Source organism: Cedecea davisae DSM 4568, assembly GCF_000412335.2.
In the GTDB taxonomy this organism is placed as follows: domain Bacteria; phylum Pseudomonadota; class Gammaproteobacteria; order Enterobacterales; family Enterobacteriaceae; genus Cedecea; species Cedecea davisae.
This window is the reverse complement of record NZ_KE161030.1, coordinates 802,315-827,800: the sequence shown is the minus strand read 5'-3', so window position 1 is coordinate 827,800 and position 25,486 is coordinate 802,315. Positions and strand designations below refer to the sequence as shown.

Genomic DNA, 25,486 nt, shown 5'->3' with positions numbered 1-25,486 from the left:
ACAGTATAAAAGGGCACTTCGGTGCCCTTTTTTATTAATATCATCAAAGCATCAGCGCTGTAATATCTGTTAAATAACTATCCATTTACCCTCCCCTTCCCTCGCACTACACTAAGGCCGACTTTTTATCTGAGGTGGTAATGAACGATTACAGAATGACGCCCGTCGAGCTACGAGCGACGTGGGGTTTAGGAACCGTCTTTTCGCTGCGCATGCTGGGCATGTTTATGGTGCTGCCGGTTCTTACCACCTGGGGTATGGCTTTACAGGGCGCAAGCGAAGCGCTTATCGGCCTGGCGATTGGTATCTACGGCCTGGCTCAGGCGCTGTTTCAAATTCCATTCGGCCTGCTCTCTGACCGCATTGGCCGCAAACCGCTGATAGTCGGCGGCCTGGCTATCTTTGTTATCGGCAGCATTATTGCCGCCCTCACCGACTCTATCTGGGGCGTTATTCTTGGCCGTGCCTTACAAGGTTCAGGCGCAATTGCCGCCGCAGTGATGGCGCTGCTATCAGACCTGACCCGCGAGCAGAATCGCACTAAGGCCATGGCGTTTATTGGCGTCAGCTTCGGCGTGACCTTCGCCATCGCGATGGTGCTGGGGCCAATCATCACCCAGGCGCTCGGCCTGCAGGCGCTGTTCTGGATGATTGCGGTGCTGGCAAGCTGCGGTATTTTAATCACCCTCTGGGTGGTGCCAAACTCCAAAACTCACGTTCTGAACCGTGAGTCCGGCATGGTTAAGGGCTGTTTTCGCAAGGTCATTGCCGAGCCAAAACTGCTGAAGTTAAACTTCGGCATCATGTGCCTGCACATCATGCTGATGTCCACCTTCGTGGCTCTGCCGGGGCAGCTGGAGCAGGCTGGCTTCCCCGCCGCTCAGCACTGGAAAATTTACCTTTTCACTATGCTTATCTCTTTTGTCTCGGTGGTGCCATTCATCATCTACGCCGAAGTTAAGCGCCGCATGAAGCACGTCTTTGTCGGCTGCGTGGCGGTACTGCTGATTGCTGAAATTGTGCTGTGGGGCGCAGGCCCGCATTTCTGGGATTTGGTCATCGGCGTGCAGCTGTTCTTCCTGGCCTTTAACCTGATGGAAGCGATTTTGCCTTCGCTTATCAGCAAAGAGTCTCCCGCTGGCTATAAAGGCACGGCGATGGGTATTTACTCCACCAGCCAGTTTCTGGGCGTAGCTATCGGCGGGTCGCTCGGCGGCTGGCTGAACGGGCTGTTTGATTCTCAAACCGTGTTTCTGGCCGGCGCGCTGCTGGCAGCGGTTTGGCTGCTGGTAAGCTGGACGATGCAGGAACCGCCGTACGTCAGCAGCCTGCGAATTGAATTACCGGAGAGCAGCGTCGATGACGCGGGAATGCTGGCGAGACTGCTGGCGCAGCCGGGCGTGAGCGAGGCGAATATTATTCCTGAAGAGCGCAGCGCCTACGTGAAAATCGACAGTAAGCTGACCAACAGATATGAGATTGAGCAGTTGGTAAAAGGGGCGTAACCGCCCCTTCAGATCGTCAGTCGCGGAAGTTCTTGAACTGGAACGGCTGCCCCAGATTACCGCCACGGATAAGCGCCATGACCGCCTGTAAATCATCACGGGCTTTACCGGTCACGCGAATTTCTTCGCCCTGGATCTGCGTTTGAACCTTAAGCTTGCTGTCTTTAATCAGCTTAACGATTTTTTTAGCAATGCTGGCTTCAATACCCTGCTTCAGTTTAGCCTCCACGCTCCAGGTTTTACCGCTGTGCACGAACTCTTCCGGCACATCGATAGAGCTCCCTTCGATGCCGCGTTTCAGCAGCTTGGCACGCAGGATGTCCAGCAGTTGGTTAACCTGAAAGTCAGACTCGCTGGCGACTTTGATAGTCTGATTTTTTTCATTCAGCTCAAAGGTCGCAGGCACGTTACGGAAGTCAAAACGGGTCGCCAGCTCGCGCTCGGCGTTTTCTACCGCGTTGTTCACTTCCTGCATGTCGATTTCAGAAACGATATCAAAAGATGGCATGTGTTTTCTCCCTCTCTGGTTTGCGTTGCATAATACCCGCTGAGCGGAGCAAAACAACCTGTTAAGCAGCCAGAAAGCCGATAACGCTATAATAGAGAGTAAGTTTAACACCCGTGCGGTATTCGGGTGGGGAGGCAATAATGAAAATCACCGTGCTGGGTTGCGGTGCGCTGGGCCAGCTATGGCTGACGGCACTACATAAGCAAGGTCATGAACTTCAGGGCTGGCTGCGCGTACCGCAGCCGTATTGCCACGTAAATCTGCTTGATAACACCGACGGCCGCGTATTCAACAAGTCGTTTATTGCTAACGATCCTGAGTTTCTCGCCGCCAGCGACCTGCTGCTGGTGACGCTCAAGGCATGGCAGGTTTCCGACGCCGTGCGCACCCTGGCCGCTCAGCTTCCCACCAGTTGCCCCATTTTGCTGCTGCATAACGGCATGGGCACGCTGGACGAACTGCGGTCCCTTTCTCAGCCTCTGCTGCTGGGGCTGACTACTCAGGCGGCAAAACGAGACGGCAGCGTGATTGTTCACGTCGCTTCGGGTATTACCCATATTGGCCCCGGGAATGCAAAAGCGAGCGAATACAGCTATCTTGCGGATGCGCTGCACGCCGCGCTGCCCGACGTAGCCTGGCACGACAACATCAGCCCGGCGAGCTGGAACAAACTGGCGGTCAACTGCGTGATTAACCCGCTAACGGCAATCTATGACTGCAGCAACGGCGAGTTGACGGAGCATAAGGAAGAGGTTGCCAGCATTTGTTATGAAGTCGCGCAGGTGATGGAGCGTGAAGGTCACCATACCTCGCAGCAGAGTCTGCTGGACTATGTGGAGCAGGTGATTTGCAGCACGGCTGAAAACACCTCGTCAATGCTTCAGGACATCCGCCTCGAACGCCACACGGAAATTGATTATATCACCGGCTACCTGCTGCGCCGGGCGCGGGCACATGGAATACCTGTCCCGGTCAACGCCCGCCTCTATGAGCTGGTTAAACGTAAGGAGAATGAGTATGAGCGCACAAGCGCTGGTCTGCCTGGCACCTGGAACTGAAGAGACCGAAGCGGTCACCACCATTGACCTGCTGGTGCGCGGCGGGATTAAAGTCACAACCGCAAGCGTTGCCGGCGACGGTGATTTAACAATTGTCTGCTCTCGTGGCGTTAAATTGCTGGCTGATGTGCCGCTGGTGGAGGTGGCCGATGACCATTTCGACATTATCGTGCTGCCCGGCGGCCTGAAAGGGGCCGAATGCTTCCGCGACAGCCCGCTGCTGGTCGAAACCGTGCGTCAATTCCATCTTTCAGGGCGAATCGTTGCGGCAATTTGCGCCGCCGCTGGCACGGTTCTGGTGCCGCACGAACTGTTCCCGATAGGTAATATGACCGGTTTCCCCGGGCTGAAAGAGACGATTCCTGAAGGGCAATGGCAGGATAAAAGAGTAGTGTGGGACCCGAGAGTTAACCTGTTAACCAGCCAGGGTCCGGGCACGGCGATTGATTTTGCGCTGAAGATTATCGACCTGCTGGTGAGCCGCGAGAAGGCGCACGAGGTTTCGCAGCAGCTGGTGCTGGCGGCGGGAATTTACAGCTTCCGGGATTATCAGTAGCCTCTCCCCTCACCCTAACCCTCTCCCCAAAGGGGCGAGGGAACCAGAGCGGTGCCAGGGAGAGGACACTAGCAAGAATCCTCCCTCTCCCTTCCAGGGAGAGGGTCGGGGTGAGGGTCAGCCCTTTTGAGAGCTTATCCCTTACGGGCGGTACACCTTAATATTCTTAAAGCCCTGCTCGCTAAGGTACAGCGCCTGCAGGCGGCTCATCACTCCGCGCTCACACCAAAGCAAATAGGTTTTACTCTGATCGAGATCGCCAAATTTAGTGCTTAGCTTGTAGAACGGCAGCGTGGCCACTTCTACGCCCTCCAGCACAAACGGCTTTTCATCCACTTCGTCGTTAGAGCGAATATCCAGCAACACTTCGTTCGGGCCGAAAGCGTTAACCGTTTCAACTTCCACCACTTCCTGCTGAGTCTGAGTAGCAATTTCGCGGATGTCGATATTGGTCGCGTCTTCAATCACCTTATCCAGGATCGAGAAGTCAAAATTCAGCTCCTCGGCCTCGATCTTCGCCTTAACCGCTTTCACCGTTGGGCTTTTCGAGATAACGCCGCAGTATTCCGGCATGGTGCGGGCAAAATCAGCGGTGCCGATTTCACGAGCCAGATCGATAATGTGCTCTTTATCGTGGGAGATAAGCGGGCGCAGGATCAAGGTGTCGGACACATTGTCGATCAGGCGCAGGTTGGTCAGCGTCTGGCTGGATACCTGCCCCAGCGCTTCGCCGGTCACCAGAGCCTGTACGCCGTAGCGCTCGGCAACCCGGGAAGCGGCGCGCACAAACATACGTTTCAGCACTACGCCCATCTGGCCATCTTCGATTTTCTCGAGAATTTCGCCCACGACCGGCTCGAAGTTAATCGCGACAAAACGCACGCGGTGAGAACTGCCGAAACGGTTCCACAGGTAATGAGCAACCTGCTTAACGCCGATTTCATGAGCCGCGCCGCCGAGGTTAAAGAAGCAATAGTGTACGCGGCAGCCGCGACGCATCAGCATGTAGCTGGAAACGCCGGAGTCGAACCCGCCGGAAATCAGCGACAGTACGTCTTCCTGAGTACCGATAGGGAACCCGCCGATACCTTCATAACGGCCTTTCACCAGCAGCAGGCGATCGTTTTCGATTTCGAGGTTAACGGTCACATCCGGGTCGTTCAGCTTCACGCGAGCGGACTCGATGTGCTGATTCAGGCCGCCGCCGACATAGCGTTCCACTTCAATCGAGCTGAATTCGTGCTTGCCGCGGCGCTTAACGCGCACGCAGAAACTTTTACCTTCCAGCTTGTCGCGATAAAGCTCCAGAGCCTGCTCAAAGATGTTGTGCATATCGGTATACGGCACATCTTCCACCTCAAGAATATGGTGGATGCCCGGAATACGGGTCAGCGCTTCGCGAATAGCGATACGCTGGTTTTCATCTTTGGCGCGAACTTCGATATTGTCCCAGTGGCGGACGACCGCCAGGCTCTCATCGTAGTGTTTTAAAACGTTACGAATGTTCCCTGTAAGCATCTTAATAAAGCGTATGCGCACAGATTGGCTTTTGATGGTGATTTCCGGGAACAATTTAATGATAAACTTCATGGCGGTAAGGGTTCGTTAGTCAGCCGGACATGCTATGCAGAATGCGGGCTTAAAGGAGAAGAACTGCAGCGGCATCAGGCCACCTGCATCCGAGGCGCGCAAGTATATCATTTTCCCGCTAAGACTGTGCACCCTAACCGAGTTACATAAGCTTGCTTGATAATCATATCGACTCCGTTACCATGTCGGCGTCGAATTAAAATAGAGTCAGACATTCACTATGCCGAAAAAAACTGAATCCCCGGCCAGCTTCGAAACCGCCCTGGTCGAACTGGAGCAAATAGTTACTCGTCTGGAAAGCGGCGATCTTGCGCTTGAAGAGGCGCTCAACGAGTTTGAACGCGGCGTACAGCTGGCCCGCCAGGGGCAAGTGAAACTTCAGCAGGCGGAACAGCGCGTGCAAATTCTGCTGAGCGACAGCGAAGAAGCGCCTCTGACTCCTTTCACACCGGACGCCGAGTAACATGGACTTTAATCAACAGCTGCAGGCCCATGTGTTGCGGGTCAATGATGCGCTTTCTCGCTTCCTTGCACCGCTGCCGTTTCAGAACAGTCCACTGGTTCAGGCGATGCACTATGGCTCACTATTGGGCGGTAAGCGCCTGCGCCCGTTCCTGGTGTACGCCACCGGTGAAATGTTCGGCATAGCCGATGAAGCGCTGGACGCTCCGGCTGCCGCCGTAGAATGTATTCACGCTTACTCTCTGATTCACGACGACTTACCGGCAATGGACGATGACGATTTGCGCCGGGGTCAACCAACCTGCCACATCAAATTTGGCGAAGAGAACGCAATTCTGGCCGGAGACGCCCTGCAAACGCTGGCTTTCTCTATACTAAGTGATGCGCCCATGCCGGGCGTAGAAATTGCCTCCCGCTTAGCGATGGTTTCTGAGCTGGCAAGCGCCAGCGGCGTTGCCGGGATGTGCGGCGGTCAGGCGCTGGATTTAGCGGCCGAAGGCAAGCAGGTTAGTCTCGAAGAGCTGGAACGCATTCACCGCCATAAAACCGGAGCGCTGATTCGCGCGGCGGTTCGTCTTGGCGCGCTGAGCGCCGGAGAAAAGGGCCGTAAAGCGCTGCCGATTCTGGATCGCTACGCGGCAAGCATCGGCCTCGCCTTCCAGGTGCAGGACGATATTCTCGACGTCATCGGCGATACCGCAACCCTCGGCAAACGCCAGGGCGCGGACCAGCAGCTTGGGAAAAGTACCTATCCGGCGCTGTTGGGTCTTGAACAGGCCCAGGCGAAGGCGCAAGATCTCTATCAGGAAGCGCTGCTGACCCTGGCAGAGCTTTCCACCCTGTCGTTGGATACAACGGCTCTGGAAGCGTTAGCAAACTACATTATCCACCGTGATAAATAACGTATAACAACGATGAGTTTAGATTTCTGATGAGTTTTGATATCGCCAAATACCCGACCCTGGCTCTGGTTGACGCCAGCCCGGATCTGCGAGTGCTGCCTAAAGAGAGCCTGCCCAAGCTTTGCGATGAGCTGCGTCGCTACCTGCTCGACAGCGTAAGCCGCTCCAGCGGGCATTTTGCCTCCGGGCTTGGCACGGTCGAACTGACCGTGGCGCTGCACTACGTCTATAACACGCCGTTCGATCAACTCATCTGGGACGTGGGCCATCAGGCCTATCCGCATAAAATTCTGACCGGCCGCCGCGACAAAATTGGCACCATTCGCCAGAAAGGCGGCCTGCATCCGTTCCCGTGGCGCGCGGAAAGCGAGTACGACGTGCTTAGCGTCGGCCACTCTTCGACCTCCATCAGCGCGGGCATTGGGGTTGCCGTAGCCGCCGGGAAAGAGGGCAAAGACCGTAAAACCGTCTGCGTCATCGGCGACGGCGCGATAACCGCAGGCATGGCATTTGAGGCAATGAACCACGCCGGGGATATTCGCCCGGACATGCTGGTTATCCTCAACGATAACGAAATGTCTATCTCCGAGAACGTCGGCGCGCTGAACAATCATCTGGCTCAGCTGCTTTCCGGCAAGCTCTACTCCACCCTGCGCGAAGGCGGTAAAAAAGTCTTCTCCGGCGTGCCGCCGATTAAAGAGCTGCTCAAGCGTACCGAAGAGCACATCAAAGGCATGGTGGTGCCGGGCACGCTGTTTGAAGAGTTAGGTTTTAACTACATCGGGCCGATTGATGGCCACGACGTTGTTGGGCTGGTGAATACGCTGAAGAACATGCGCAGCCTGAAAGGCCCGCAGTTCCTGCACATCATGACCAAAAAAGGGCGTGGTTATGCGCCAGCCGAGAAAGACCCGATAAGCTTCCATGCGGTGCCTAAGTTTGATCCGCAAAGCGGCACGCTGCCAAAAAGCACCGGCGGCCTGCCGAGTTATTCGAAGATTTTCGGCAACTGGTTATGTGAAACCGCCGCCCATGACGACAAGCTGATGGCGATTACGCCAGCAATGCGTGAAGGCTCGGGCATGGTGGAATTTTCCCGCCAGTATCCGGAGCAATATTTTGACGTGGCGATTGCCGAGCAGCATGCGGTTACCTTCGCGGCTGGCCTGGCTATCGGCGGCTACAAGCCGGTGGTGGCGATTTATTCCACCTTCCTGCAGCGTGCTTACGATCAGGTTATCCACGATGTGGCTATCCAGAAGCTGCCGGTGATGTTCGCCATCGACCGCGCGGGCATTGTGGGTGCCGACGGGCAAACTCACCAGGGTGCGTTCGACATCTCCTTCCTGCGCTGTATTCCGGAGATGGTTATTATGACGCCGAGCGACGAGAACGAATGCCGCCAGATGCTGCATACCGGCTATCACTACAATGAAGGCCCGAGCGCGGTACGTTATCCGCGTGGTAGCGGCACCGGAGCCACTCTGGAGCCGCTTGAAATGCTGCCAATCGGCAAAGGCGTAGTGAAGCGCAAAGGCGAAAAGCTGGCCGTGCTGAACTTCGGTACTTTGCTGCCGGAAGCCGCAGCGGCAGCCGAAGCGCTGAACGCAACGCTTGTCGATATGCGCTTTGTGAAACCGCTGGATGAGACGCTGATCCTTGAGCTTGCGGCCAGCCACGACTCGCTGGTCACTCTTGAAGAGAACGCGATTATCGGCGGGGCGGGCAGCGGCGTGAACGAAGTGCTGATGGCGCATCGTAAACCTGTCCCGGTGCTGAATCTTGGCCTGCCTGACTTCTTTATTCCTCAGGGAACTCAGGAAGAAGCGCGGGCGGAAATCGGCCTCGATGCCGTCGGCATAGAAGCCAGGATCCGCGGCTGGCTTAGCTAATCCCCTCCTCCACTCCTGCTATGCTTAAAGCATCTCAATAGCAGGAGTGGAACCATGCAATACAGCACATTAGGAAAAACAGACCTCCGGGTTTCCCGCCTTTGCCTCGGCTGTATGACTTTTGGCGAGCCTGACCGCGGCGGCCACGCCTGGACACTACCCGAAGAGAGCAGCCGGGAACTTATTCTCCATGCCCTCGATAAAGGGATTAACTTCTTCGATACCTCCAACAACTACTCGGACGGCAGCAGCGAAGAGATCCTTGGCCGTGCGCTGCGTGACTTTGCCCGCCGCGAAGACGTTGTTGTCGCCACCAAAGTTTATCACCAGGTTGGCGACCTGCCTCAGGGCTTATCCCGCCCACAAATTTTGCGTGCTATCGACGACAGCCTGAAACGGCTGGGAACGGACTATGTGGATTTGCTGCAAATTCACCGCTGGGACTACAACACGCCGATTGAGGAGACGCTGGAAGCGCTTAACGACGTGGTAAAAGCCGGTAAAGCACGCTATATCGGCGCATCCTCAATGCACAGCGAGCAGTTCGCTCAGGCGCTGGCTTTGCAGGCTCGGGAAGGCTGGGCGCGCTTTATCTCCATGCAGGATCACTACAATCTTATTTATCGAGAGGAGGAGCTGGACATGCTGCCTCTTTGCTACCAAGAAAACATCGCGGTTATCCCGTGGAGCCCTCTGGCGCGCGGCAAGCTCACCCGCCCCTGGGGCGATACCACGGCAAGGTCGGTTTCTGATGAAGTGGGTAAATCGCTCTACCAGACCAACAACGAGAACGACGCGATTGTCGCCGAACGGCTGGCAAATGTAGCCGCCGATAAAGGAGCCTCCCGGGCGCAGGTCGCGCTGGCGTGGCTGCTAAGCAAGCCCGGTATTGCCGCGCCGATTGTCGGCCCTTCACGGCAGGAACAGCTGGATGATTTACTGGGCGCGGTGGATTTAACGCTGAAGCCGGAGGAAATTGCGGAGCTGGAGACGCCTTATCAGCGCCACCCGGTGGCGGGTTTTAAATAACCCCCTCTCCCTTTCGGGGAGAGGGTCAAAGGCTAGCAAGAAAAGTGATCGTAACCTTTCAAGTCCAGCGTCACAGGCTTACCGTCACGCGTGAACTGTAGCCCTTCAGAAGCAGAAACAATCTGGCCGATGCAGGTATAAGGCACGCCCAGGTTGCCAATCGCCACTTCCAGCGCGCCGCGGTTCAGTTCCGGTACGGTGAAGCACAGCTCGTAGTCTTCTCCGCCCGCCATCGCCCACTTCAGCGCCTGCTCCGGCTCAACGTGCATAAGCATCGCTTCGGAATAAGGCAGCTGATCGAGATCGATTCGCGCGCCGCAGTCGCTGGCTTTGAGAAGATGGCCGAGATCGGAAATCAGGCCGTCTGACAGATCGATGGCGCTGTTAGCTAAATCGCGCAGCGCCTGGCCGTGCAGCACGCGAGGCGTTGGCCGTAGGTGGCGCTTGCGTAAATATTCAGCATGCTGAAGGTCGGCAACCTGGAGCCTGTTTTGCACAATGGCAAGCCCGGCGGCACTGTCTCCCGGCGTACCGGTAACGTAGATCCAATCCCCGCCTTTTGCGCCGCTGCGCTTAAGCGCGCGCCCGGCAGGGATCATGCCGTGAATACCCAGCGTCATAGAGAGCGGGCCACGGGTTGTATCGCCGCCGATCAGCTGCATATCGTAATAATCCAGCTGTTCAAACAGGCTGTCGCTGAAGGCGGCAAGCCACTCTTCATCGACTTCAGGAAGCGTTAAGGCCAGCGTCAGCCAGGCCGGATCTGCGCCCATTGCGGCCAGATCGCTTAAATTAACTGCCAGAGCTTTGTAACCCAGATCGCGCGGATCGATATCCGGCAGGAAGTGGTTCCCGCAGACCAGCGTATCGGTGCTGATGGCCAGCAGCTGTTTTTCGGGGACCGACAGCAGCGCACAATCGTCGCCAATACCGGTTTCCACATCACGACGGGAACTTGTTACGCGATCGAAGTAACGGGCAATCAGGGAAAACTCACCGCATGCCATGCGTAATACCTCAAGAATGTCAGTTGCAGAAAGAAGCAGGCCGGGTAGAACCCGGCCAGAAGATTACTTTTTGTGGGGACGAATGGCTGGAGCGGCTTTATCGAGAACGCCGTTAACGAACTTGTGGCTGTCTTCGGCACCGAAGGTTTTTGCCAGTTCAATCGCTTCGTTGATGGCCACTTTGTATGGCACATCGTCACGTTTCGACAGTTCAAACAGCGCAATGCGCAGTACCGCTTTTTCCACCTGGCCCAGCTCTTCGAGCAGACGAGACAGGTAAGGCTTCATCAGCCCATCCAGATACGCGCTGTTAGTTGCCACCCCGCTCAGCAACTCGCGGAAATAGTTAACGTCAACGTCTTTGACGTCCTGTTCCGCCAGGAACTGATATTCAACATCAGAGATGTCGTTTTTGGACAACTGCCAGGAGTAGAGCGCCTGGACGGCACACTCACGGGCGCGGCGACGAGCAGCAGGTTTCACGGATTTCCCCTTACAAAAAATCAGGCCTTAATGGCTTTCAATACATTAATCATTTCAAGCGCGGTCAGTGCAGCTTCGGCACCTTTGTTACCGGCTTTAGTACCAGCGCGTTCGATGGCTTGTTCAATGCTTTCAGTGGTCAGCACGCCAAAGGCAACAGGAATACCGCTGTCATGGGCAACGCTTAACAGACCGTTGCTGGCACCGCCGGCAACGTATTCGAAGTGCGCAGTGCCGCCACGAATCACGGTGCCGAGCGCGATAACCGCGTCGTACTTACCGGTTTTCGCCAGCGCGCCTGCGGCCAGCGGCAGCTCGTAAGCGCCCGGTACCCAAACCACGGTGATGTTTTCGTCTTTCACCTGGCCGATACGTTTCAGGGCGTCAATAGCACCTTCCAGCAGGCTGTCGTTGATGAAGTTGTTAAAACGCGCGATGGTGATGGCGACGCGAGCGTCTGGAGTAGCAACAGCTGCTTCAATAATGTTCATAATCTTCCTTTACGGGTTCTGTTTAGCCCCGCAGGGGGGCGGATTTTATCATAATCTTTTCGTGACTGCTTACGTTTTACTGACGCCCATAAACCGGCGTCAGGTGCAGGCACAAATCGGGGCCGACCTGGCGGACTTCGCTGAAGCTGAATTCCGGCACATCGGCAAGTTTTTCGAGCCCCGGCAGCGCGCATAAACCGCGGGCATCGTTGCCCAACAGCTTAGGCGCCAGATAGACGATAAGCTCGTCCACCAGCCCCGCCTGCAGCAGCGCGCCGCCGAGGGTGGCACCGGCTTCAACCCAGACTGAATTCACCTGGCGTTTGCCAAGCTGCATCATCAATACCACCAGGTCGAGATGGCCGTTATGCTCCGGCACCAGCAGCTGTTCCACGCCTTCAGGCCAGCTTTCTTCATCTGCCCGGGTGCGAGCCAGCCAGGTTTCGCCCGGCTGGTTAATCAGAGCATGACCGGGGGTAACGCGATTCTGGCTGTCCACCACGATGCGGATCGGCTGGCGCAGATTTTGCTGCTCATAGAGCGACTGGCTTGCGCTATCCAGCTCGTCCCAGCGTACCGTCAACGAGGGGTTGTCCGCCAGTACGGTAGCGCTACTTGAAAGGATAGCGGCACTTTGTGCGCGCTGGCGCTGAACGTCGCGGCGCGCCTGAGGAGACGTTATCCATTTGCTCTCCCCGCTTGCCATCGCGGTGCGGCCATCCAGCGAAGCGCCGAGCTTAAGCTGAATAAATGGAAAACCGGTGCGCATACGCTTGAGGAATCCGCGATTCAGCGCTTCGGCCTCGTTCATCATTAAGCCGTGGCTGACCTCGATGCCCTGCTGTTGCAGGCGGTAAAGCCCGCGCCCGGCAACCTGCGGGTTAGGATCCTGCATAGCGGCAACCACCCGCGCCACGCCAGCGGCAATAAGCGCATCGCAGCACGGCGGCGTGCGCCCGTGGTGGCTACAAGGTTCGAGGGTCACATAGGCCGTTGCCCCGCGAGCCTGCTCGCCCGCCATGCGCAGAGCATGAACTTCGGCATGCGGCTCACCGGCGCGAAAATGAAAACCTTCACCAACAATTTTGCCGTCTTTAACAATTACGCAGCCGACATTTGGGTTCGGCATCGTAGTAAAACGTCCGCGCTTAGCCAGCTCAAGCGCACGAGCCATAAACTGTTCATCAAGGGACATCGGTTCTAATCCTGTAAACGGGCGATTTCTTCACCAAACTCTTTTATATCTTCAAAGCTGCGGTAGACCGAGGCGAAGCGAATATAGGCGACTTTATCCAGCTTCTTTAGCTGCTCCATCACCAGGTTGCCAATCAGTTTACTCGGCACTTCTCGTTCGCCCGTTGCTCGAAGGTGCGACTTAATGTGGCTGATAGCCATTTCTACGTCGTCGGAGTTAACCGGGCGCTTCTCGAGCGCTTTCAGGATGCCGCTGCGGAGTTTGTCTTCGTTAAATGGCTCACGCACCTCATTGCTCTTCACCACTCTGGGCATCACCAGCTCGGCCACTTCGAAGGTGGTGAAACGTTCGTGACAAACCAGGCACTGGCGCCGACGGCGTACGGATGAACCTTCACCCACCAGGCGAGAGTCAATTACTTTGGTGTCCACGGCGAAACAGAATGGGCAATGCATGGCGTTTCCTGCTGGGATTATAAAGATGAACAATAGTTTACCGCGAAGTCGCGGGAGTACAAAGGCACCGCCGCCCCGGCAGAGAGAAATAGCGCTTTCCAGTTTGCCTGAACTACGCTTAAATCAGAGAACGGCAATGAGGAAAAAACAATCATGACAAAGACTTACCTAAGAATTATCCTGGTGTCCAGCCTGATGAGCCTGACCGCCTGCGCCCAGCAAACCGAAGTGCGCCAGATGCGCAGCCAAATCGGCTCGCTAAACCAGGAAATGACGAAGCTCAGCCAGCAAACGGTAAAACTGACTCAGCAAAATGCCCTGAACGCCAAATCAACGACCGGCGTTTACCTGCTCCCCGGCTCGAACACGGCGGCACGCCTGAACAGCCAGCTCGGCAGCCTTAAAATGTCGCTGACTAACGTGGCGGCGGAGGCAAACGGCACCCGCGCCACGCTGCTGATTAAGAGCGAGTCTAACAGCCCGCTTCCGGCCTTCAGCGGCAAGGTTGAGTGGGGCCAGATCCAGGGCACCACGGACAGCTTCCAGGAAGTTAACGTTCAGACGCAGCAAATCGAAGCCCCGGCCAGCATCCTGGCGCCAAGCGACGTCTCCATTCCGCTGCGTTTATCCGGCATTACCCCGGAACAGCTGGGCTTTGTGCGCGTTCACGACATACAGCCAGCTTCGTCCTCACCGGTTAGCCCAGCGCAGTAATCTTCGTCTCCCCTGCCCGGCGGGGGAGTTCGTCACACTCTTTCACACCGCCCGCACAAAATGCGAAGCAAAATCCCTGTTTCTCGCCCGCCAACAGCGTGACACCCGTCACATTTATCTGTAACAACCTGACGCTTGTTTGCGTAATTTGACGAAGCAGGTACAATCACGCCGTTTTTATTGTGCGCAAACGTGAACGCAATCGATTACGCATATGAGAAGAATGTGAAATAGCACATATTTTTGTGAGCAGGGATTTCTATAATAGTCGCGCTGCTAAGGTCCTCCCCCTGGAACCCGCGGCCATGGATGACATCTCACATCCGCTTCGCACCAAAATTACGTAAACAGTGGCTAAAAATATGAAAAAAATTATTCTGGCAGCCGGCACCGTTCTGGCACTTTCCAGCTCTTTCTCTGCCAGCGCAGAAGAAGCAAAAAACAGCGAATACCTCTCCGACTGGTGGCACCAGAGTGTTAACGTTGTCGGCAGCTACCACACCCGCTTCGGGCCGCAGCTGCGCAACGATACCTATCTGGAATACGAAGCTTTCGCCAAAAAAGACTGGTTCGATTTCTACGGCTATATGGATGCACCGGTCTTCTTCGGCGGTAACACCCAGGCGAAAGGTATCTGGAACCACGGTTCCCCACTGTTTATGGAAATCGAACCTCGCTTCTCCATCGACAAGCTGACCGGCGCAGATCTGAGCTTTGGCCCGTTCAAAGAATGGTATGTTGCTAACAACTACATCTACGACATGGGTCGTAACGCTACCGGCCGCCAGAGCACCTGGTACATGGGTCTGGGTACCGACATCGACACCGGCCTGCCGATGAGCCTGTCCATGAACGTGTACGCCAAATACCAGTGGCAGAACTACAAAGCCAACAACGAAAACGAGTGGGATGGCTACCGCTTCAAGGTGAAATACTTCGTGCCAATTACTTCCCTGTGGGGCGGTAACCTGAGCTACATCGGCTTCACCAACTTCGACTGGGGTTCAGACCTGGGCGATACCAGCGGATACGGCACTAACGGCCTGAAACAGCGTAGCAACAACTCTATCGCTTCCAGCCATATCCTTTCCCTGAACTACGCTCACCTGCACTACTCCATCGTTGCCCGTTACTTCCATAACGGCGGCCAGTGGAACGACGGCACTCAGTTGAACTGGATGGACGGCACCGTTCACGCGACCGGCTGGGGTGGCTACTTCGTCGTAGGCTACAACTTCTAAGCACTTCGCATGAAGACAAAAGCCGGTCAACAGACCGGCTTTTCTTTTGATAAAACAGGCATCCCTTTACGCTTTTGAAGCGAAATAAAGTCCTGTAATGAGCGATCGTGACGCGCCTGATAGCGGCGTTCGGTCACACGCATGTCACGGCAGCGATCCAGCCTGAAACTGCGATAATCGTCGCGTTCCTCGCACCAGGCCACCACAATCCAAATCTCTCCCCAGAACGATAATCCCAGCGGATGAATATCGCGCTCTGAAAGCTCCCCCTTCTCATTCTCATAACTGAGGTGAACCACCTTCAGCTCGCCAATTGCGGTATGGAGAAGATCAAACCAGATCTTTACCTGAGGAAATTTATTAAAATCAGGAGAGATAATGCGGCTTTGCTCCGCCACTCGACGTTTTTCCGGGGTCAGTATCGCCATCAGCTTTTCATGGACGGACTCAGCCGACTTCGCCAGCGCCTCACCGCTCCAGGTTTGTACCATTCTTAGCGCCGCAACCGCCGCCTCAACCTCAGCAGCAGTGAGCATTAACGGCGGCAGATCATAACCGGCCAACAGACGGTAGCCGCACCCGGCCTCACCTTCGACAGGCACACCCGACAAAGAAAGATCTCTGATATCGCGGTATATCGTGCGCTCAGAAACCTCCAGCCGCTCGGCCAACTGGGCTGCCGTTGTTAAGCGTCTGCCGCGAAGAATTTGTACGATTTGAAATAGCCGGTCGGCTCTTCGGCTCATAATAAACAGGCCTGCAGTGAAGCCCGCCGGAATGGCAGGCTCTTATTTCAGTATCCGGGCTTATGCCGGCTGATGCAAACCGACGCAGTTGCCTTCGCTATCAATAATTAACGCAATGGTCCCGATGTTGTCGGGTAAGACTTCCGGGCCAAAAACCGTTTTCCCTCCGGCCTCCCCAATTCTCAGCAGCGTCTTTTCAATATTAGCCGTGTACAAGTAGACCACAGCGCCAGTGCGGGATGGCGTAAACATCTCGCCTTTAACCAAAGCGCCGCCGGTAGCGGGCTTATCATGAGGGAAAATCGCCATATCGATACCGGCAACGTGCTCCCGTCGAAAATCAATCTCCAGCGCGTGATGATAAAAAATGATCGCACGCTCAAGATTGTCTACCGGGATTTCGAACCAGTTAATTACGGTGTTCATTGTCTGCTCTCCTTGGTTGTCAGTAGCAGCAACTCTACTCACCCCCTCCTGACAGCATACTGTCAGCAAGAAAACACCGGACGAAAAAAAACCGCAGCACGAAGGCTGCGGTTTTATCAGGCTATAGCAGGATTAAGGCAGAATAGACGGCTGATCCGCCCCTTCTTTCTCAACCTTCTGCTGCAACATGTGCTCGCGCTTCATCCCCAATTTCAACGCCAGCGCGGACGCCACGTAGATGGAGGAAGCCGTACCCACGGTCACACCGATAAGCATGGTCAGCGAGAAGCCTTTCAGCAGCGCGCCACCGAACAGATACAGCATCAGGATAACCACTAACGTAGTGCCCGATGTAATCAAAGTACGGTGCAGCGTCTGGGTCAGGGAGACGTTAAAGATTTCGTAAGGCGTACCGCGACGGATCTTGCGGAAGTTTTCACGAATACGGTCCGAAACCACGATGCTGTCGTTCAGCGAGTAGCCGATAACCGACATCAGAGATGCGACGATAGTCAGGTCAATCTCGATGTGGAACAGCGACAGCACGCCCATGGTGATAATCACGTCGTGAGCCAGCGAGATAACAACCCCGGCCGCCAGGCGCCACTCAAAGCGGAAGCCGACGTAAACCAGGATTGAAATCAGCGCAACCAGCAGCGCCATAGCGCCGTTTTGAGCAAGATCGGCGCCTACGCTAGGGCCGACGAACTCAATACGCTTCACCGCCGCATTCTGGTTGGTCGCTTCGTTAATCACGCTTACAACCTTGCTGCCCAGAACCTGGCCGCCAGTTTCGCCTTTAGCAGGCGGCATGCGCACCATGATGTCGCGGCTGCTGCCGAAGTTCTGCACCAGCGGCTCTTCAAAGCCCGCCTTCTGCAAAGAAGCACGCATAGCATCAAGATCGGCCGGTTTTTCCAGCGCGATTTCGATTACCGTACCGCCAGTAAAGTCCAGACCCCAGTTGAAGCCCTTCACGCCAATAATGATGACGGAAAGGATCAGCAGGATGCCGGAAATGCTGAAGGCCCAGTAATCCCAGCGCATAAAGTCATGGACTTTACGGCCGTAGTTCAATTGTTCAACAGTATATTCCTGTGCCACAACGCACTCCTCAGATAGACAGCTTGTTGATGCGTTTGCCGCCGTACAACAGGTTCACGATGGCACGAGTACCGACGATTGCGGTAAACATCGAGGTTGCAACACCGATACCGGTAGTGATTGCAAACCCTTTGATAGCCCCGGTGCCCACGGCATACAGGATGATAACTTTGATAAGCGTGGTGATGTTGGCGTCAAAGATGGAGCTGAACGCGCCTCTGTAACCTTCATCAATCGCCTGCTGTATCGTACGTCCGTTGCTGATCTCTTCTTTGATACGCTCGTTTATCAGTACGTTCGCATCCACCGCAACTGCAAGGGTTAATACGATACCCGCGATACCCGGCATGGTCAGCGTCGCCCCCGGCAGCAGGGACATAATCCCCACAATCAGCACCAGGTTTGCCAGCAGAGCAGAGGTCGCAATCAGGCCAAACTTCTTATAGAAGAACAGCATGAAGATGATAGAGACCACCAGGCCTGCCAGACACGCTTCCAGACCCTGCTTGATGTTTTCCAGACCCAGGGTTGGGCCGATGGTACGTTCTTCAACAATCTGAATTGGCGCAATCAGCGCACCGGCGCGCAGCAGCAGAGAGAGCTGGCGAGCTTCGTTCGGGTTGCTGATACCGGTGATGCGGAAGCTGTTACCGAGGCGAGACTGAATGTTCGCAACGTTGATAACTTCTTCTTCTTTCACCAGTAAGGAACGGCCGTTGGCGTCTTTCTTACCGCTGTCTTTGTACTCCACAAACAGGGTCGCCATCGGCTTACCGATGTTGTCCTTGGTGAAGTTAGACATGATGTTACCGCCAGCGCTGTCCAGGGAGATATTAACCTGAGGCTGGTTGTATTCATCCATGCTCGAAGTGGAGTCGGTGATATGGTCACCGGTCAGAATCACGCGTTTGTACAGCACAACCGGCTGCCCCTCACGAGTCTGCTTCACTTCTGAGTCACCCGGTACGCGGCCTGCAGCGGCAGCGGAGGCATCAACGTTGGTATTCACCAGACGGAATTCCAGAGTTGCGGTAGCGCCGAGGATCTCTTTAGCGCGCGCGGTGTCCTGGATACCCGGCAGCTCAACCACGATGCGATCTGCACCCTGGCGCTGTACCAGCGGCTCGGCAACGCCCAGTTGGTTTACACGGTTACGCAGAATGTTGATGTTCTGCTGTACCGCATATTCACGGGCTTCGCTCAGGCGTGCATCGCTCATCACTACGCGCAGCGTGTTGCTGCCCTGGTTAGAGAACACCAGATCGCGATGACGGGAAGAAAGGTAAGTGCTGGCATCGTCGCGAGACTTCGCGTCGCGGAAGACAATATCTACACCATAGTTATCGGCTTTACGCACGTTGGTGTAGGCAATGCCTTTCTCGCGCAGATCGCTACGCAGGCCATCAATGTTTTGTTCCTGGAGTTTGCCCAGCGCCGTGTCCATATCCACTTCCATCAGGAAGTGAACGCCACCGCGCAGGTCAAGACCGAGTTTCATCGGGTTTGCGCTAATAGCGGACATCCAGCGAGGAGTGGCAGGAGCAAGGTTAAGCGCCACGACGTAATTGTCGCCCAGCACGCTCATCAGCGCTTCACGCGCGCGCAGCTGGGTATCGGTAGAATCGAAGCGAGCGAGAATAGCGCCCTCTTCCAGCGCCACAGATTTAGCGGTAATTTTTTCTTGTTTTAAGGTGTTTTCGACCTGGATCAGCGTTTGTTCACTGGCGGCGACACCGCGCACGCCAGTTAATTGAACGGCCGGATCCTCACCATACAGGTTGGGAAGCGCATACAGCAGACCAATCGCAAGCACGACGATAAGCATGATGTACTTCCACAAAGGATAACGGTTTAACACGTTTAGTTCCCTTAGGGAAAACGAAAATTACAGCGCCTTCATGGTGCCTTTCGGCAGAACGGCAGCTACGAAATCACGCTTAATAACCACTTCGGTGGTGTCGTTCAGCGCGATAGCAATGTAGCCAGTTTCAGCTACTTTGGTTACGCGGCCAACCAGGCCACCGTTGGTCAGCACTTCATCCCCTTTGGAGATGGAGTCCATCAGTTTTTTATGCTCTTTGGTACGCTTTTGCTGCGGACGCAGGATCATAAAATAGAAAATCAGGCCGAAGACCACCAACATTGGAATCAAAGTCCATTGACTCTGTCCTGGAGCAGCACCCGCAGAAGCGACAGCATCAGAAATGAAAAAGCTCATTAAAATTCCCTCATTATTAAATTAATCAACGTTCAAAGGTGGAACTGGCTTACCTGTCCGCTCGTAAAAATCAGTCACGAAGTGCTCTAATTTACCCTCTTCAATGGCCTTGCGTAAACCAGCCATTAAACGCTGGTAATAGCGCAGGTTATGAATAGTATTCAGACGAGCGCCCAGTATTTCGTTGCAACGGTCAAGATGATGCAAGTAGGCGCGTGAATAATTGCGACACGTATAGCAATCACACTCTGCATCAAGCGGTGCGGTGTCAGCCTTATACTTGGCGTTACGGATTTTCACCACGCCGTCCGTCACAAACAGATGGCCGTTACGCGCGTTACGAGTAGGCATGACGCAGTCGAACATATCAACGCCGCGACGTACCCCTTCAACCAGGTCTTCCGGTTTACCTACGCCCATCAGGTAACGTGGTTTGTCGGCAGGGATTTGCGGGCAAACATGCTCCAGAATGCGGTGCATATCTTCCTTCGGCTCGCCTACCGCCAGGCCGCCGACAGCGTAGCCATCAAAGCCTATCTCTACCAGACCTTTTACCGAGATATCTCGTAAATCTTCGTAAACGCTGCCCTGGATAATACCGAACAGCGCATTTTTATTCCCCAGAGAATCAAAGCGATCGCGGCTACGCTGCGCCCAGCGCAGGGACATCTCCATCGAACGTTTGGCATAATCCCAGTCCGCCGGGTATGGCGTACATTCGTCGAAGATCATCACGATATCGGAGCCGAGATCGTACTGAATCTCCATGGATTTTTCAGGATCGAGGAAGATAGGATCGCCGTTGATCGGGTTGCGGAAGTGCACGCCCGCTTCGGTTATCTTGCGGATGTCGCCGAGGCTGAACACCTGAAAACCGCCGGAATCCGTTAAGATTGGGCCTTTCCACTGCATAAAATCATGCAGGTCGCCGTGCAGTTTCATGATTTCCTGGCCAGGACGCAGCCATAAGTGGAAGGTGTTGCCGAGAATAATCTGCGCGCCGGTGTCTTTCACTTCTTCCGGCGTCATCCCTTTTACGGTGCCGTAAGTGCCCACGGGCATAAAGGCCGGGGTTTCAACGGTGCCGCGCTCAAAAACGAGGCGGCCACGGCGGGCGCGGCCGTCGGTGGTATCTAATTCAAATTTCACATTTCCTCCAGCACCAGAGAAACAGTCTGGTGAGTAAATTAACGCCGTGGGCGGTGCTCACGGCGGAATATTTGGGGGATGGTTTGACCCTCACCCCAGCCCTCTCCCTGGAAAGGAGAGGGAGAAAAATAAGACCTGCATTATTCCCTCTTCCTCGAGAAGAGAGGTTGCCCTTTATCATTCCCTCTCCCCCTTGGGGAGAGGGCCAGGGTGAGGGGAAATTACTCCCCAGGACGCTCGTTAATCGCCTGCGGATTGCAGGTAATAAACATAGCGTCGCCATAGCTAAAGAAGCGATATTCCGCTTTTACCGCCTCATGGTAGGCGTGCAGGGTATTTTTGTAGCCCGCAAAAGCGGACACCAGCATGATAAGCGTCGACTCAGGCAGGTGGAAGTTGGTCACCAGCGCGTCGATAACGTTATATTTATAGCCCGGATAGATGAAGATCTGCGTATCGCCAAAGAACGGTTCAATCAGGCCGTTAGTCGCGGCCTGTGCGGCGCTTTCGAGCGAACGTACCGAGGTAGTGCCGACGGCAATTACGCGGTTACCGCGCGCTTTACAGGCCAGCACGGCATCAACGACATCCTGCGGCACTTCGGCATATTCGGAGTGCATGATGTGATCTTCGATGCTGTCCACGCGTACCGGCTGGAAGGTCCCGGCCCCAACGTGCAGCGTCACAAAGGCCATATCTATGCCTTTATTACGCAATTTCTCCAGCAGCGGCTCGTCAAAATGCAGCCCGGCGGTTGGGGCGGCTACCGCGCCTGGCTTCTGGCTGTAAACCGTTTGATAAAGTTCACGGTCTGATTCTTCGTCCGGGCGGTCGATATACGGCGGCAGCGGCATATGGCCGATGCTGTTAAGAATATCCAGCACGCTGCGTTCGTCGTTAAACTCGACTTCAAACAGCGCGTCATGGCGCGCCGTCATGGTGGCGTGTACGCTTTCATCATCGCCCAGCAGCAGCTCGGCGCCCGGCTTAGGCGCTTTTGAAGCGCGAATATGCGCGAGGATACGTTTATCATCCAGCATGCGCTCAACCAGCACTTCAATCTTGCCGCCGCTGGCTTTACGGCCAAACAGGCGGGCAGGAATAACCCGGGTGTTATTGAACACCAGCAGGTCGCCGGGGTTGAGCTTATCGAGCAGATCGGTGAAAGTGCCATGCGCGAGCGCGCCCGTCGGCCCATCCAGAGACAGCAAACGGCAGCTGCTACGCTCGGCTTGTGGATAGTGAGCAATCAGGGATTCAGGCAGTTCAAAGGAGAAATCGGCAACGCGCATGGTAAAAAACTCAGACTTAAAAACAGGCGGCTTAGTCTAGTGGCAGGGCGCGTTCCCTGCAACACGTTTACCCTGACAATGGCCGTTTTAAGCCCATATATGGAATAATCACGCTATGAATTTTCTCGCCCACCTGCATCTTGCTCATCTGGCCCGAAGTTCGCTGCTGGGAAATTTGCTGGCGGATTTTGTGCGCGGTAACCCGGACGACAGCTTTTCGCCCGAGATAGTTGCCGGCATCTATATGCACCGCCGGGTTGACGCCCTGACGGATGGTTTGCCGGAGGTTGCGGTCGCCCGCGCCTGGTTTAGCGCCGAAACACGCCGCGTTTCGCCGATCTCGCTCGATGTCATGTGGGATCATTTTCTCTCCCGCCACTGGGCGACCGTCTGCCCGGATATTGGCCTTGAGGACTTTGTCGCCTACGCTCGCGGGCAAATCGAGCCACATATTTCCGACACGCCGCCGCGTTTTATTAACCTGAACAATTATTTATGGCGTGAACGCTGGCTGGAGCGCTATCAGGATATGGAATTTATTGCCGACGTGCTTAACGGCATGGCGAGCCGTAGACCAAAACTCGATGCTTTACGAGCCTCATGGCAGGATCTTGATAAGCACTATGACGCCCTCGAGCAGCTGTTCTGGCAGTTCTACCCGCGCATGATAACGATGGCGCAACAAAAAAGTTTGTGATCGTTCTCGGTTCGCGTTACAACATCTTGCCCTTTTATAAAAAAGGGCTATCCTGGTTACCGGCATCGTTCTGATTGCGTTTTTGATAGCCGAAACCTATCTGATTGATTGGCAAGATGCCATTGAGCTACATGGAACGGAGCACCTATACTCCCCCCGTTGCGTTAACCCTCACTTTAACAAAATTAACAGGAGTACATATGGTCCTGGTTACTCGTCCGGCCCCTGACTTTACCGCTGCTGCCGTACTGGGCAATGGCGAAATCGTTGAAAACTTCAACTTCAAAAAACACACCAACGGTAAAGCCACCGTTGTCTTCTTCTGGCCGATGGACTTCACCTTCGTTTGCCCGTCTGAACTGATTGCGTTCGACAAGCGTTACGAAGAATTCCAGAAACGTGGCGTAGAAGTCGTTGGTGTATCTTTTGACTCCGAATTCGTTCACAACGCATGGCGTAAAACCCCTGTGGATAAAGGCGGCATCGGCGAAGTTAAATACGCGATGGTTGCTGACATCAAACGTGAAATCCAGAAAGCATACGGCATCGAGCATCCGGAAGCTGGCGTTGCGCTGCGCGGCTCCTTCCTGATCGACAAAGCCGGTATCGTTCGCCACCAGGTGGTTAACGATCTGCCGCTGGGTCGTAACATCGATGAAATGCTGCGTATGGTTGACGCGCTGCAATTCCACGAAGAGCACGGCGAAGTGTGCCCGGCTCAGTGGGAAAAAGGGAAAGAAGGCATGAACGCGTCTCCGGACGGCGTTGCCAAGTACCTGAGCGAGAACGTTGCTAAGCTGTAATCGCTAAGCACGTTTGAAGAAAAGGCCGCGAATGCGGCCTTTTGTGTTTTTGTCTGCCTACAGGCTCCGCCACACGGAGGCAGAAACCGCCGGCAGCATCAGCTCGCGGTTATCCAGCAGCCCCTCGCCTTCCAGGTGCGTCCACGCCCTGCCGCTGAGCAGCGCATCCCACGGCAGCGTCACGGTAATCCCCTCGCCGCGGTTAATCGCCACCAGCACGCGTTCGTTCTGGTAGACGCGCGCAAACACCACCACATCGCCTTCGGCATAGACAACCCGGCATCCCCCCTGGCGTAACGCCCGGCTCTGCTTGCGCAGTTTGCCCAGCCGCTGATAAAGCGCCAGCAGACTCAAATCCTGCTCCCGCTTGTTCCACGGGAACGGCTTGCGGCAAAACGGATCGTTGTTTCCGTCGAGCCCAACCTCGTCGCCGTAATAAACGCAGGGCACGCCGGGCCAGGCATAAAGCCAGATAACGGCCAGCGGCAGCCGGGCAACGTCTTTCCCGAGGATGGATTTAAAGCGCGCCGTATCATGGCTGTCGAGCTGATTAAACATCCGCAGCTGCTGCTGATGAGAAAGCGCGGAGCGGTACTCTTCCATCCACGCCATGCAGGTTTGCGCATCGATATGCTGCGGGTCGTAAGAGATATCGGTATTAGCAAGGAAGCCCCACAGCGGGAAGGTAAAGCCTCGGTAGTTCATCGCCGCATCTTCGGCGTCCGCCTGGAGCCACTGGCGCGCATCACCGAAGTGCTCCCCAAGGACATAGGCATCCGGGCGGGTTTCTTTTGCGGCCCGGGTAATGCCGCTGACGTGCAGCAGGTTGTTCTTTGCGCCGCCCGCTTCGCCCAGCATATGCACCACGTCCAGACGCCAGCCATCAATGCCCCACGGCTCTCGTAGCCAGTGGCGCACAATACTTTGCTCGCCACGGTAAATTTCATCCACCAGCGTAGCCGAGCGGAAATCAAGCTTGGGCAGGCTCGAATATCCCAGCCAGTCCAGCGCCTTGCCTTCCTGCGAGAAACTGTACCAGTCTCGCCACGGCGAGCCGGGATTATGGCAGGCTCCGTTATCACTCTGCTGATGCCTGTCGAACCAGGCATGCGTATCCCCGCTGTGGTTAAACACGCCGTCCAGCACCAGTTTCACGCCAAGCTTGCGGGTGCTCTCACGCAGGCGCAGAAACGCGCTGTTGCCGCCAAACTGCTCGTCAACCTGCCGGTAATCCTGGGTATCGTACTTGTGCACGCTTGGCGCGGTAAAAATCGGGTTCAGGTAGAGCGCGGTTACGCCCAGCTTTTTCAGGTACGGCAGGTTTTCGCTGATGCCGTCCAGGTCGCCGCCGTAAAACGTTGAGCCACCGGCATCGGCGGTGAGCGCTTCATCCCACTCGCGCCTGACGATTTCATGCCCTGCGGCATGATGAAAATAGACGTTGTCCTGCTCCGGACCGCGTTTTTTACCGCGGGCAAAACGGTCGGGGAAAATCTGGTAAAACACCTGATCCTGCACCCAGGCCGGGCCGTCGTCCGGGGAATCAATCGCAAACTGCTCCAGCCTTGCGGGCGGCGTAGAACGAAAACCCTGCGGCGTGTACCAGCGCTGCCTGTCCTGCCACAGCAGCTTGAAACTGTAGCGGCGGCGCGGCTGCCCCTCAGCGGTATCAATGGCGCCCTTCCACGCCACCACACCCTCCTGCGGGGCCGACTTTTGCCGCACCATCACCACGGAGATCTCTTCGTTATCCTTTTCACCACGCAGCACGACCTTTTCCGGCAGCTCATCGCCCGCCAGCCAAAGCGTAATCGTCAGTTTTTGCTCGCCCTTTTGAACAAAAGGCGCCACCGGAAGGTGCCAGGCATTCAACATAGTAACTTTCCCGTCGCTTAAAAATGACGCCACCTTGCCACAGCATAAGGCGTTATCACTCATCATTCTGGTTTAATTTGGGGGAGGA

General features: G+C 55.4%; 26 protein-coding genes. 11 read left to right on the top strand and 15 right to left on the bottom strand.

Features of this window, described 5'->3' with window-relative positions; all coding sequences use genetic code 11:
• The first annotated feature begins 140 nt into the window (after nt 1-140).
• On the top strand, nt 141-1,505 hold the full coding sequence (locus tag HMPREF0201_RS03920) for an MFS transporter (protein ID WP_016535175.1): 1,365 nt from the start codon (nt 141-143) through the stop codon (nt 1,503-1,505).
• 16 nt (nt 1,506-1,521) lie between these two features.
• On the opposite strand, the gene HMPREF0201_RS03915 is transcribed toward HMPREF0201_RS03920, so the two are convergent.
• The gene (locus HMPREF0201_RS03915) at nt 1,522-2,013 is read right to left on the bottom strand and encodes a YajQ family cyclic di-GMP-binding protein (RefSeq protein WP_016535174.1); all 492 of its coding nucleotides are present in this window, start codon (nt 2,011-2,013) and stop codon (nt 1,522-1,524) included.
• A gap of 140 nt (nt 2,014-2,153) precedes the next feature.
• Here HMPREF0201_RS03915 and panE point away from each other — a divergent pair, with 140 nt between their 5' ends.
• Entirely contained in the window at nt 2,154-3,071 is a 918-nt protein-coding gene (gene panE, locus HMPREF0201_RS03910; protein WP_016535173.1) for a 2-dehydropantoate 2-reductase, read from the top strand.
• Nucleotides 3,031-3,627, top strand: a complete 597-nt coding sequence (gene yajL, locus HMPREF0201_RS03905; protein ID WP_016535172.1) for a protein deglycase YajL — start codon at nt 3,031-3,033, stop codon at nt 3,625-3,627. Before panE ends, yajL begins: the two co-directional genes overlap by 41 nt.
• Nucleotides 3,628-3,768: 141 nt before the next feature.
• On the opposite strand, the gene thiI is transcribed toward yajL, so the two are convergent.
• Entirely contained in the window at nt 3,769-5,217 is a 1,449-nt protein-coding gene (gene thiI, locus HMPREF0201_RS03900; protein WP_016535171.1) for a tRNA uracil 4-sulfurtransferase ThiI, read from the bottom strand.
• A 220-nt stretch (nt 5,218-5,437) separates the two neighbouring features.
• Between thiI and xseB the strand changes: the two genes are divergently transcribed.
• From xseB to HMPREF0201_RS03880, 4 genes are read left to right on the top strand one after another with little or no spacing between them, the layout of a single operon-like run.
• A complete protein-coding gene (xseB, locus tag HMPREF0201_RS03895) occupies nt 5,438-5,680 on the top strand; it encodes an exodeoxyribonuclease VII small subunit (protein ID WP_016535170.1) in 243 nt (80 codons plus the stop codon).
• Nucleotide 5,681: 1 nt separating this feature from the next.
• Complete coding sequence (ispA, locus tag HMPREF0201_RS03890; RefSeq protein WP_016535169.1) at nt 5,682-6,581, top strand: (2E,6E)-farnesyl diphosphate synthase; 900 nt, start codon at nt 5,682-5,684, stop codon at nt 6,579-6,581.
• A gap of 29 nt (nt 6,582-6,610) precedes the next feature.
• The gene (dxs, locus tag HMPREF0201_RS03885; RefSeq protein WP_016535168.1) at nt 6,611-8,473 is read left to right on the top strand and encodes a 1-deoxy-D-xylulose-5-phosphate synthase; all 1,863 of its coding nucleotides are present in this window, start codon (nt 6,611-6,613) and stop codon (nt 8,471-8,473) included.
• A gap of 54 nt (nt 8,474-8,527) precedes the next feature.
• On the top strand, nt 8,528-9,502 hold the full coding sequence (locus tag HMPREF0201_RS03880; protein WP_039897967.1) for an aldo/keto reductase: 975 nt from the start codon (nt 8,528-8,530) through the stop codon (nt 9,500-9,502).
• A gap of 32 nt (nt 9,503-9,534) precedes the next feature.
• Here HMPREF0201_RS03880 and thiL read toward each other — a convergent pair whose 3' ends face one another.
• From thiL to nrdR, 5 genes are all read right to left on the bottom strand, one after another.
• On the bottom strand, nt 9,535-10,509 hold the full coding sequence (thiL, locus tag HMPREF0201_RS03875) for a thiamine-phosphate kinase (RefSeq protein ID WP_016535166.1): 975 nt from the start codon (nt 10,507-10,509) through the stop codon (nt 9,535-9,537).
• A 63-nt stretch (nt 10,510-10,572) separates the two neighbouring features.
• Complete coding sequence (gene nusB, locus HMPREF0201_RS03870; RefSeq protein WP_016535165.1) at nt 10,573-10,992, bottom strand: transcription antitermination factor NusB; 420 nt, start codon at nt 10,990-10,992, stop codon at nt 10,573-10,575.
• A gap of 20 nt (nt 10,993-11,012) precedes the next feature.
• Complete coding sequence (gene ribH / locus HMPREF0201_RS03865; protein WP_016535164.1) at nt 11,013-11,483, bottom strand: 6,7-dimethyl-8-ribityllumazine synthase; 471 nt, start codon at nt 11,481-11,483, stop codon at nt 11,013-11,015.
• A 76-nt stretch (nt 11,484-11,559) separates the two neighbouring features.
• Complete coding sequence (gene ribD / locus HMPREF0201_RS03860; protein WP_016535163.1) at nt 11,560-12,678, bottom strand: bifunctional diaminohydroxyphosphoribosylaminopyrimidine deaminase/5-amino-6-(5-phosphoribosylamino)uracil reductase RibD; 1,119 nt, start codon at nt 12,676-12,678, stop codon at nt 11,560-11,562.
• 5 nt (nt 12,679-12,683) lie between these two features.
• Nucleotides 12,684-13,133, bottom strand: coding sequence for a transcriptional regulator NrdR (gene nrdR / locus HMPREF0201_RS03855; RefSeq protein ID WP_016535162.1), 450 nt, complete (start codon nt 13,131-13,133; stop codon nt 12,684-12,686).
• 153 nt (nt 13,134-13,286) lie between these two features.
• Between nrdR and HMPREF0201_RS03850 the strand changes: the two genes are divergently transcribed.
• A complete protein-coding gene (locus HMPREF0201_RS03850) occupies nt 13,287-13,847 on the top strand; it encodes a SadB/YajI family lipoprotein (RefSeq protein WP_016535160.1) in 561 nt (186 codons plus the stop codon).
• Nucleotides 13,848-14,209: 362 nt separating this feature from the next.
• Nucleotides 14,210-15,088, top strand: coding sequence for a nucleoside-specific channel-forming protein Tsx (locus HMPREF0201_RS03845; RefSeq protein ID WP_016535159.1), 879 nt, complete (start codon nt 14,210-14,212; stop codon nt 15,086-15,088).
• A 26-nt stretch (nt 15,089-15,114) separates the two neighbouring features.
• Here HMPREF0201_RS03845 and HMPREF0201_RS03840 read toward each other — a convergent pair whose 3' ends face one another.
• The 7 genes from HMPREF0201_RS03840 to queA form a co-directional block, all read right to left on the bottom strand.
• Nucleotides 15,115-15,834, bottom strand: a complete 720-nt coding sequence (locus tag HMPREF0201_RS03840) for a helix-turn-helix transcriptional regulator (RefSeq protein WP_016535158.1) — start codon at nt 15,832-15,834, stop codon at nt 15,115-15,117.
• A gap of 60 nt (nt 15,835-15,894) precedes the next feature.
• The gene (locus tag HMPREF0201_RS03835; protein ID WP_016535157.1) at nt 15,895-16,260 is read right to left on the bottom strand and encodes a VOC family protein; all 366 of its coding nucleotides are present in this window, start codon (nt 16,258-16,260) and stop codon (nt 15,895-15,897) included.
• 132 nt (nt 16,261-16,392) lie between these two features.
• On the bottom strand, nt 16,393-17,364 hold the full coding sequence (gene secF, locus HMPREF0201_RS03830; RefSeq protein WP_016535156.1) for a protein translocase subunit SecF: 972 nt from the start codon (nt 17,362-17,364) through the stop codon (nt 16,393-16,395).
• A gap of 10 nt (nt 17,365-17,374) precedes the next feature.
• A complete protein-coding gene (secD, locus tag HMPREF0201_RS03825) occupies nt 17,375-19,222 on the bottom strand; it encodes a protein translocase subunit SecD (protein WP_071704073.1) in 1,848 nt (615 codons plus the stop codon).
• A gap of 27 nt (nt 19,223-19,249) precedes the next feature.
• Nucleotides 19,250-19,582 (bottom strand): preprotein translocase subunit YajC, encoded by a 333-nt coding sequence (yajC, locus tag HMPREF0201_RS03820; protein ID WP_008454538.1) that lies wholly within the window; start codon nt 19,580-19,582, stop codon nt 19,250-19,252.
• 21 nt (nt 19,583-19,603) lie between these two features.
• Nucleotides 19,604-20,731 carry a tRNA guanosine(34) transglycosylase Tgt gene (tgt, locus tag HMPREF0201_RS03815; RefSeq protein ID WP_016535154.1) on the bottom strand — a complete coding sequence of 376 codons (1,128 nt, stop codon included), beginning with the start codon at nt 20,729-20,731 and terminating at the stop codon, nt 19,604-19,606.
• A 221-nt stretch (nt 20,732-20,952) separates the two neighbouring features.
• On the bottom strand, nt 20,953-22,023 hold the full coding sequence (gene queA / locus HMPREF0201_RS03810; protein WP_039897966.1) for a tRNA preQ1(34) S-adenosylmethionine ribosyltransferase-isomerase QueA: 1,071 nt from the start codon (nt 22,021-22,023) through the stop codon (nt 20,953-20,955).
• Between the two features lie 115 nt (nt 22,024-22,138).
• On the opposite strand from queA, the gene acpH reads away from it, so the two are divergent.
• On the top strand, nt 22,139-22,720 hold the full coding sequence (gene acpH, locus HMPREF0201_RS03805) for an ACP phosphodiesterase (RefSeq protein WP_016535151.1): 582 nt from the start codon (nt 22,139-22,141) through the stop codon (nt 22,718-22,720).
• Between the two features lie 200 nt (nt 22,721-22,920).
• Nucleotides 22,921-23,523 (top strand): peroxiredoxin C, encoded by a 603-nt coding sequence (locus HMPREF0201_RS03800; protein WP_016535150.1) that lies wholly within the window; start codon nt 22,921-22,923, stop codon nt 23,521-23,523.
• A 57-nt stretch (nt 23,524-23,580) separates the two neighbouring features.
• On the opposite strand, the gene malZ is transcribed toward HMPREF0201_RS03800, so the two are convergent.
• Nucleotides 23,581-25,398, bottom strand: coding sequence for a maltodextrin glucosidase (gene malZ / locus HMPREF0201_RS03795; RefSeq protein ID WP_039897965.1), 1,818 nt, complete (start codon nt 25,396-25,398; stop codon nt 23,581-23,583).
• Between the last annotated feature and the right edge of the window lie 88 nt (nt 25,399-25,486).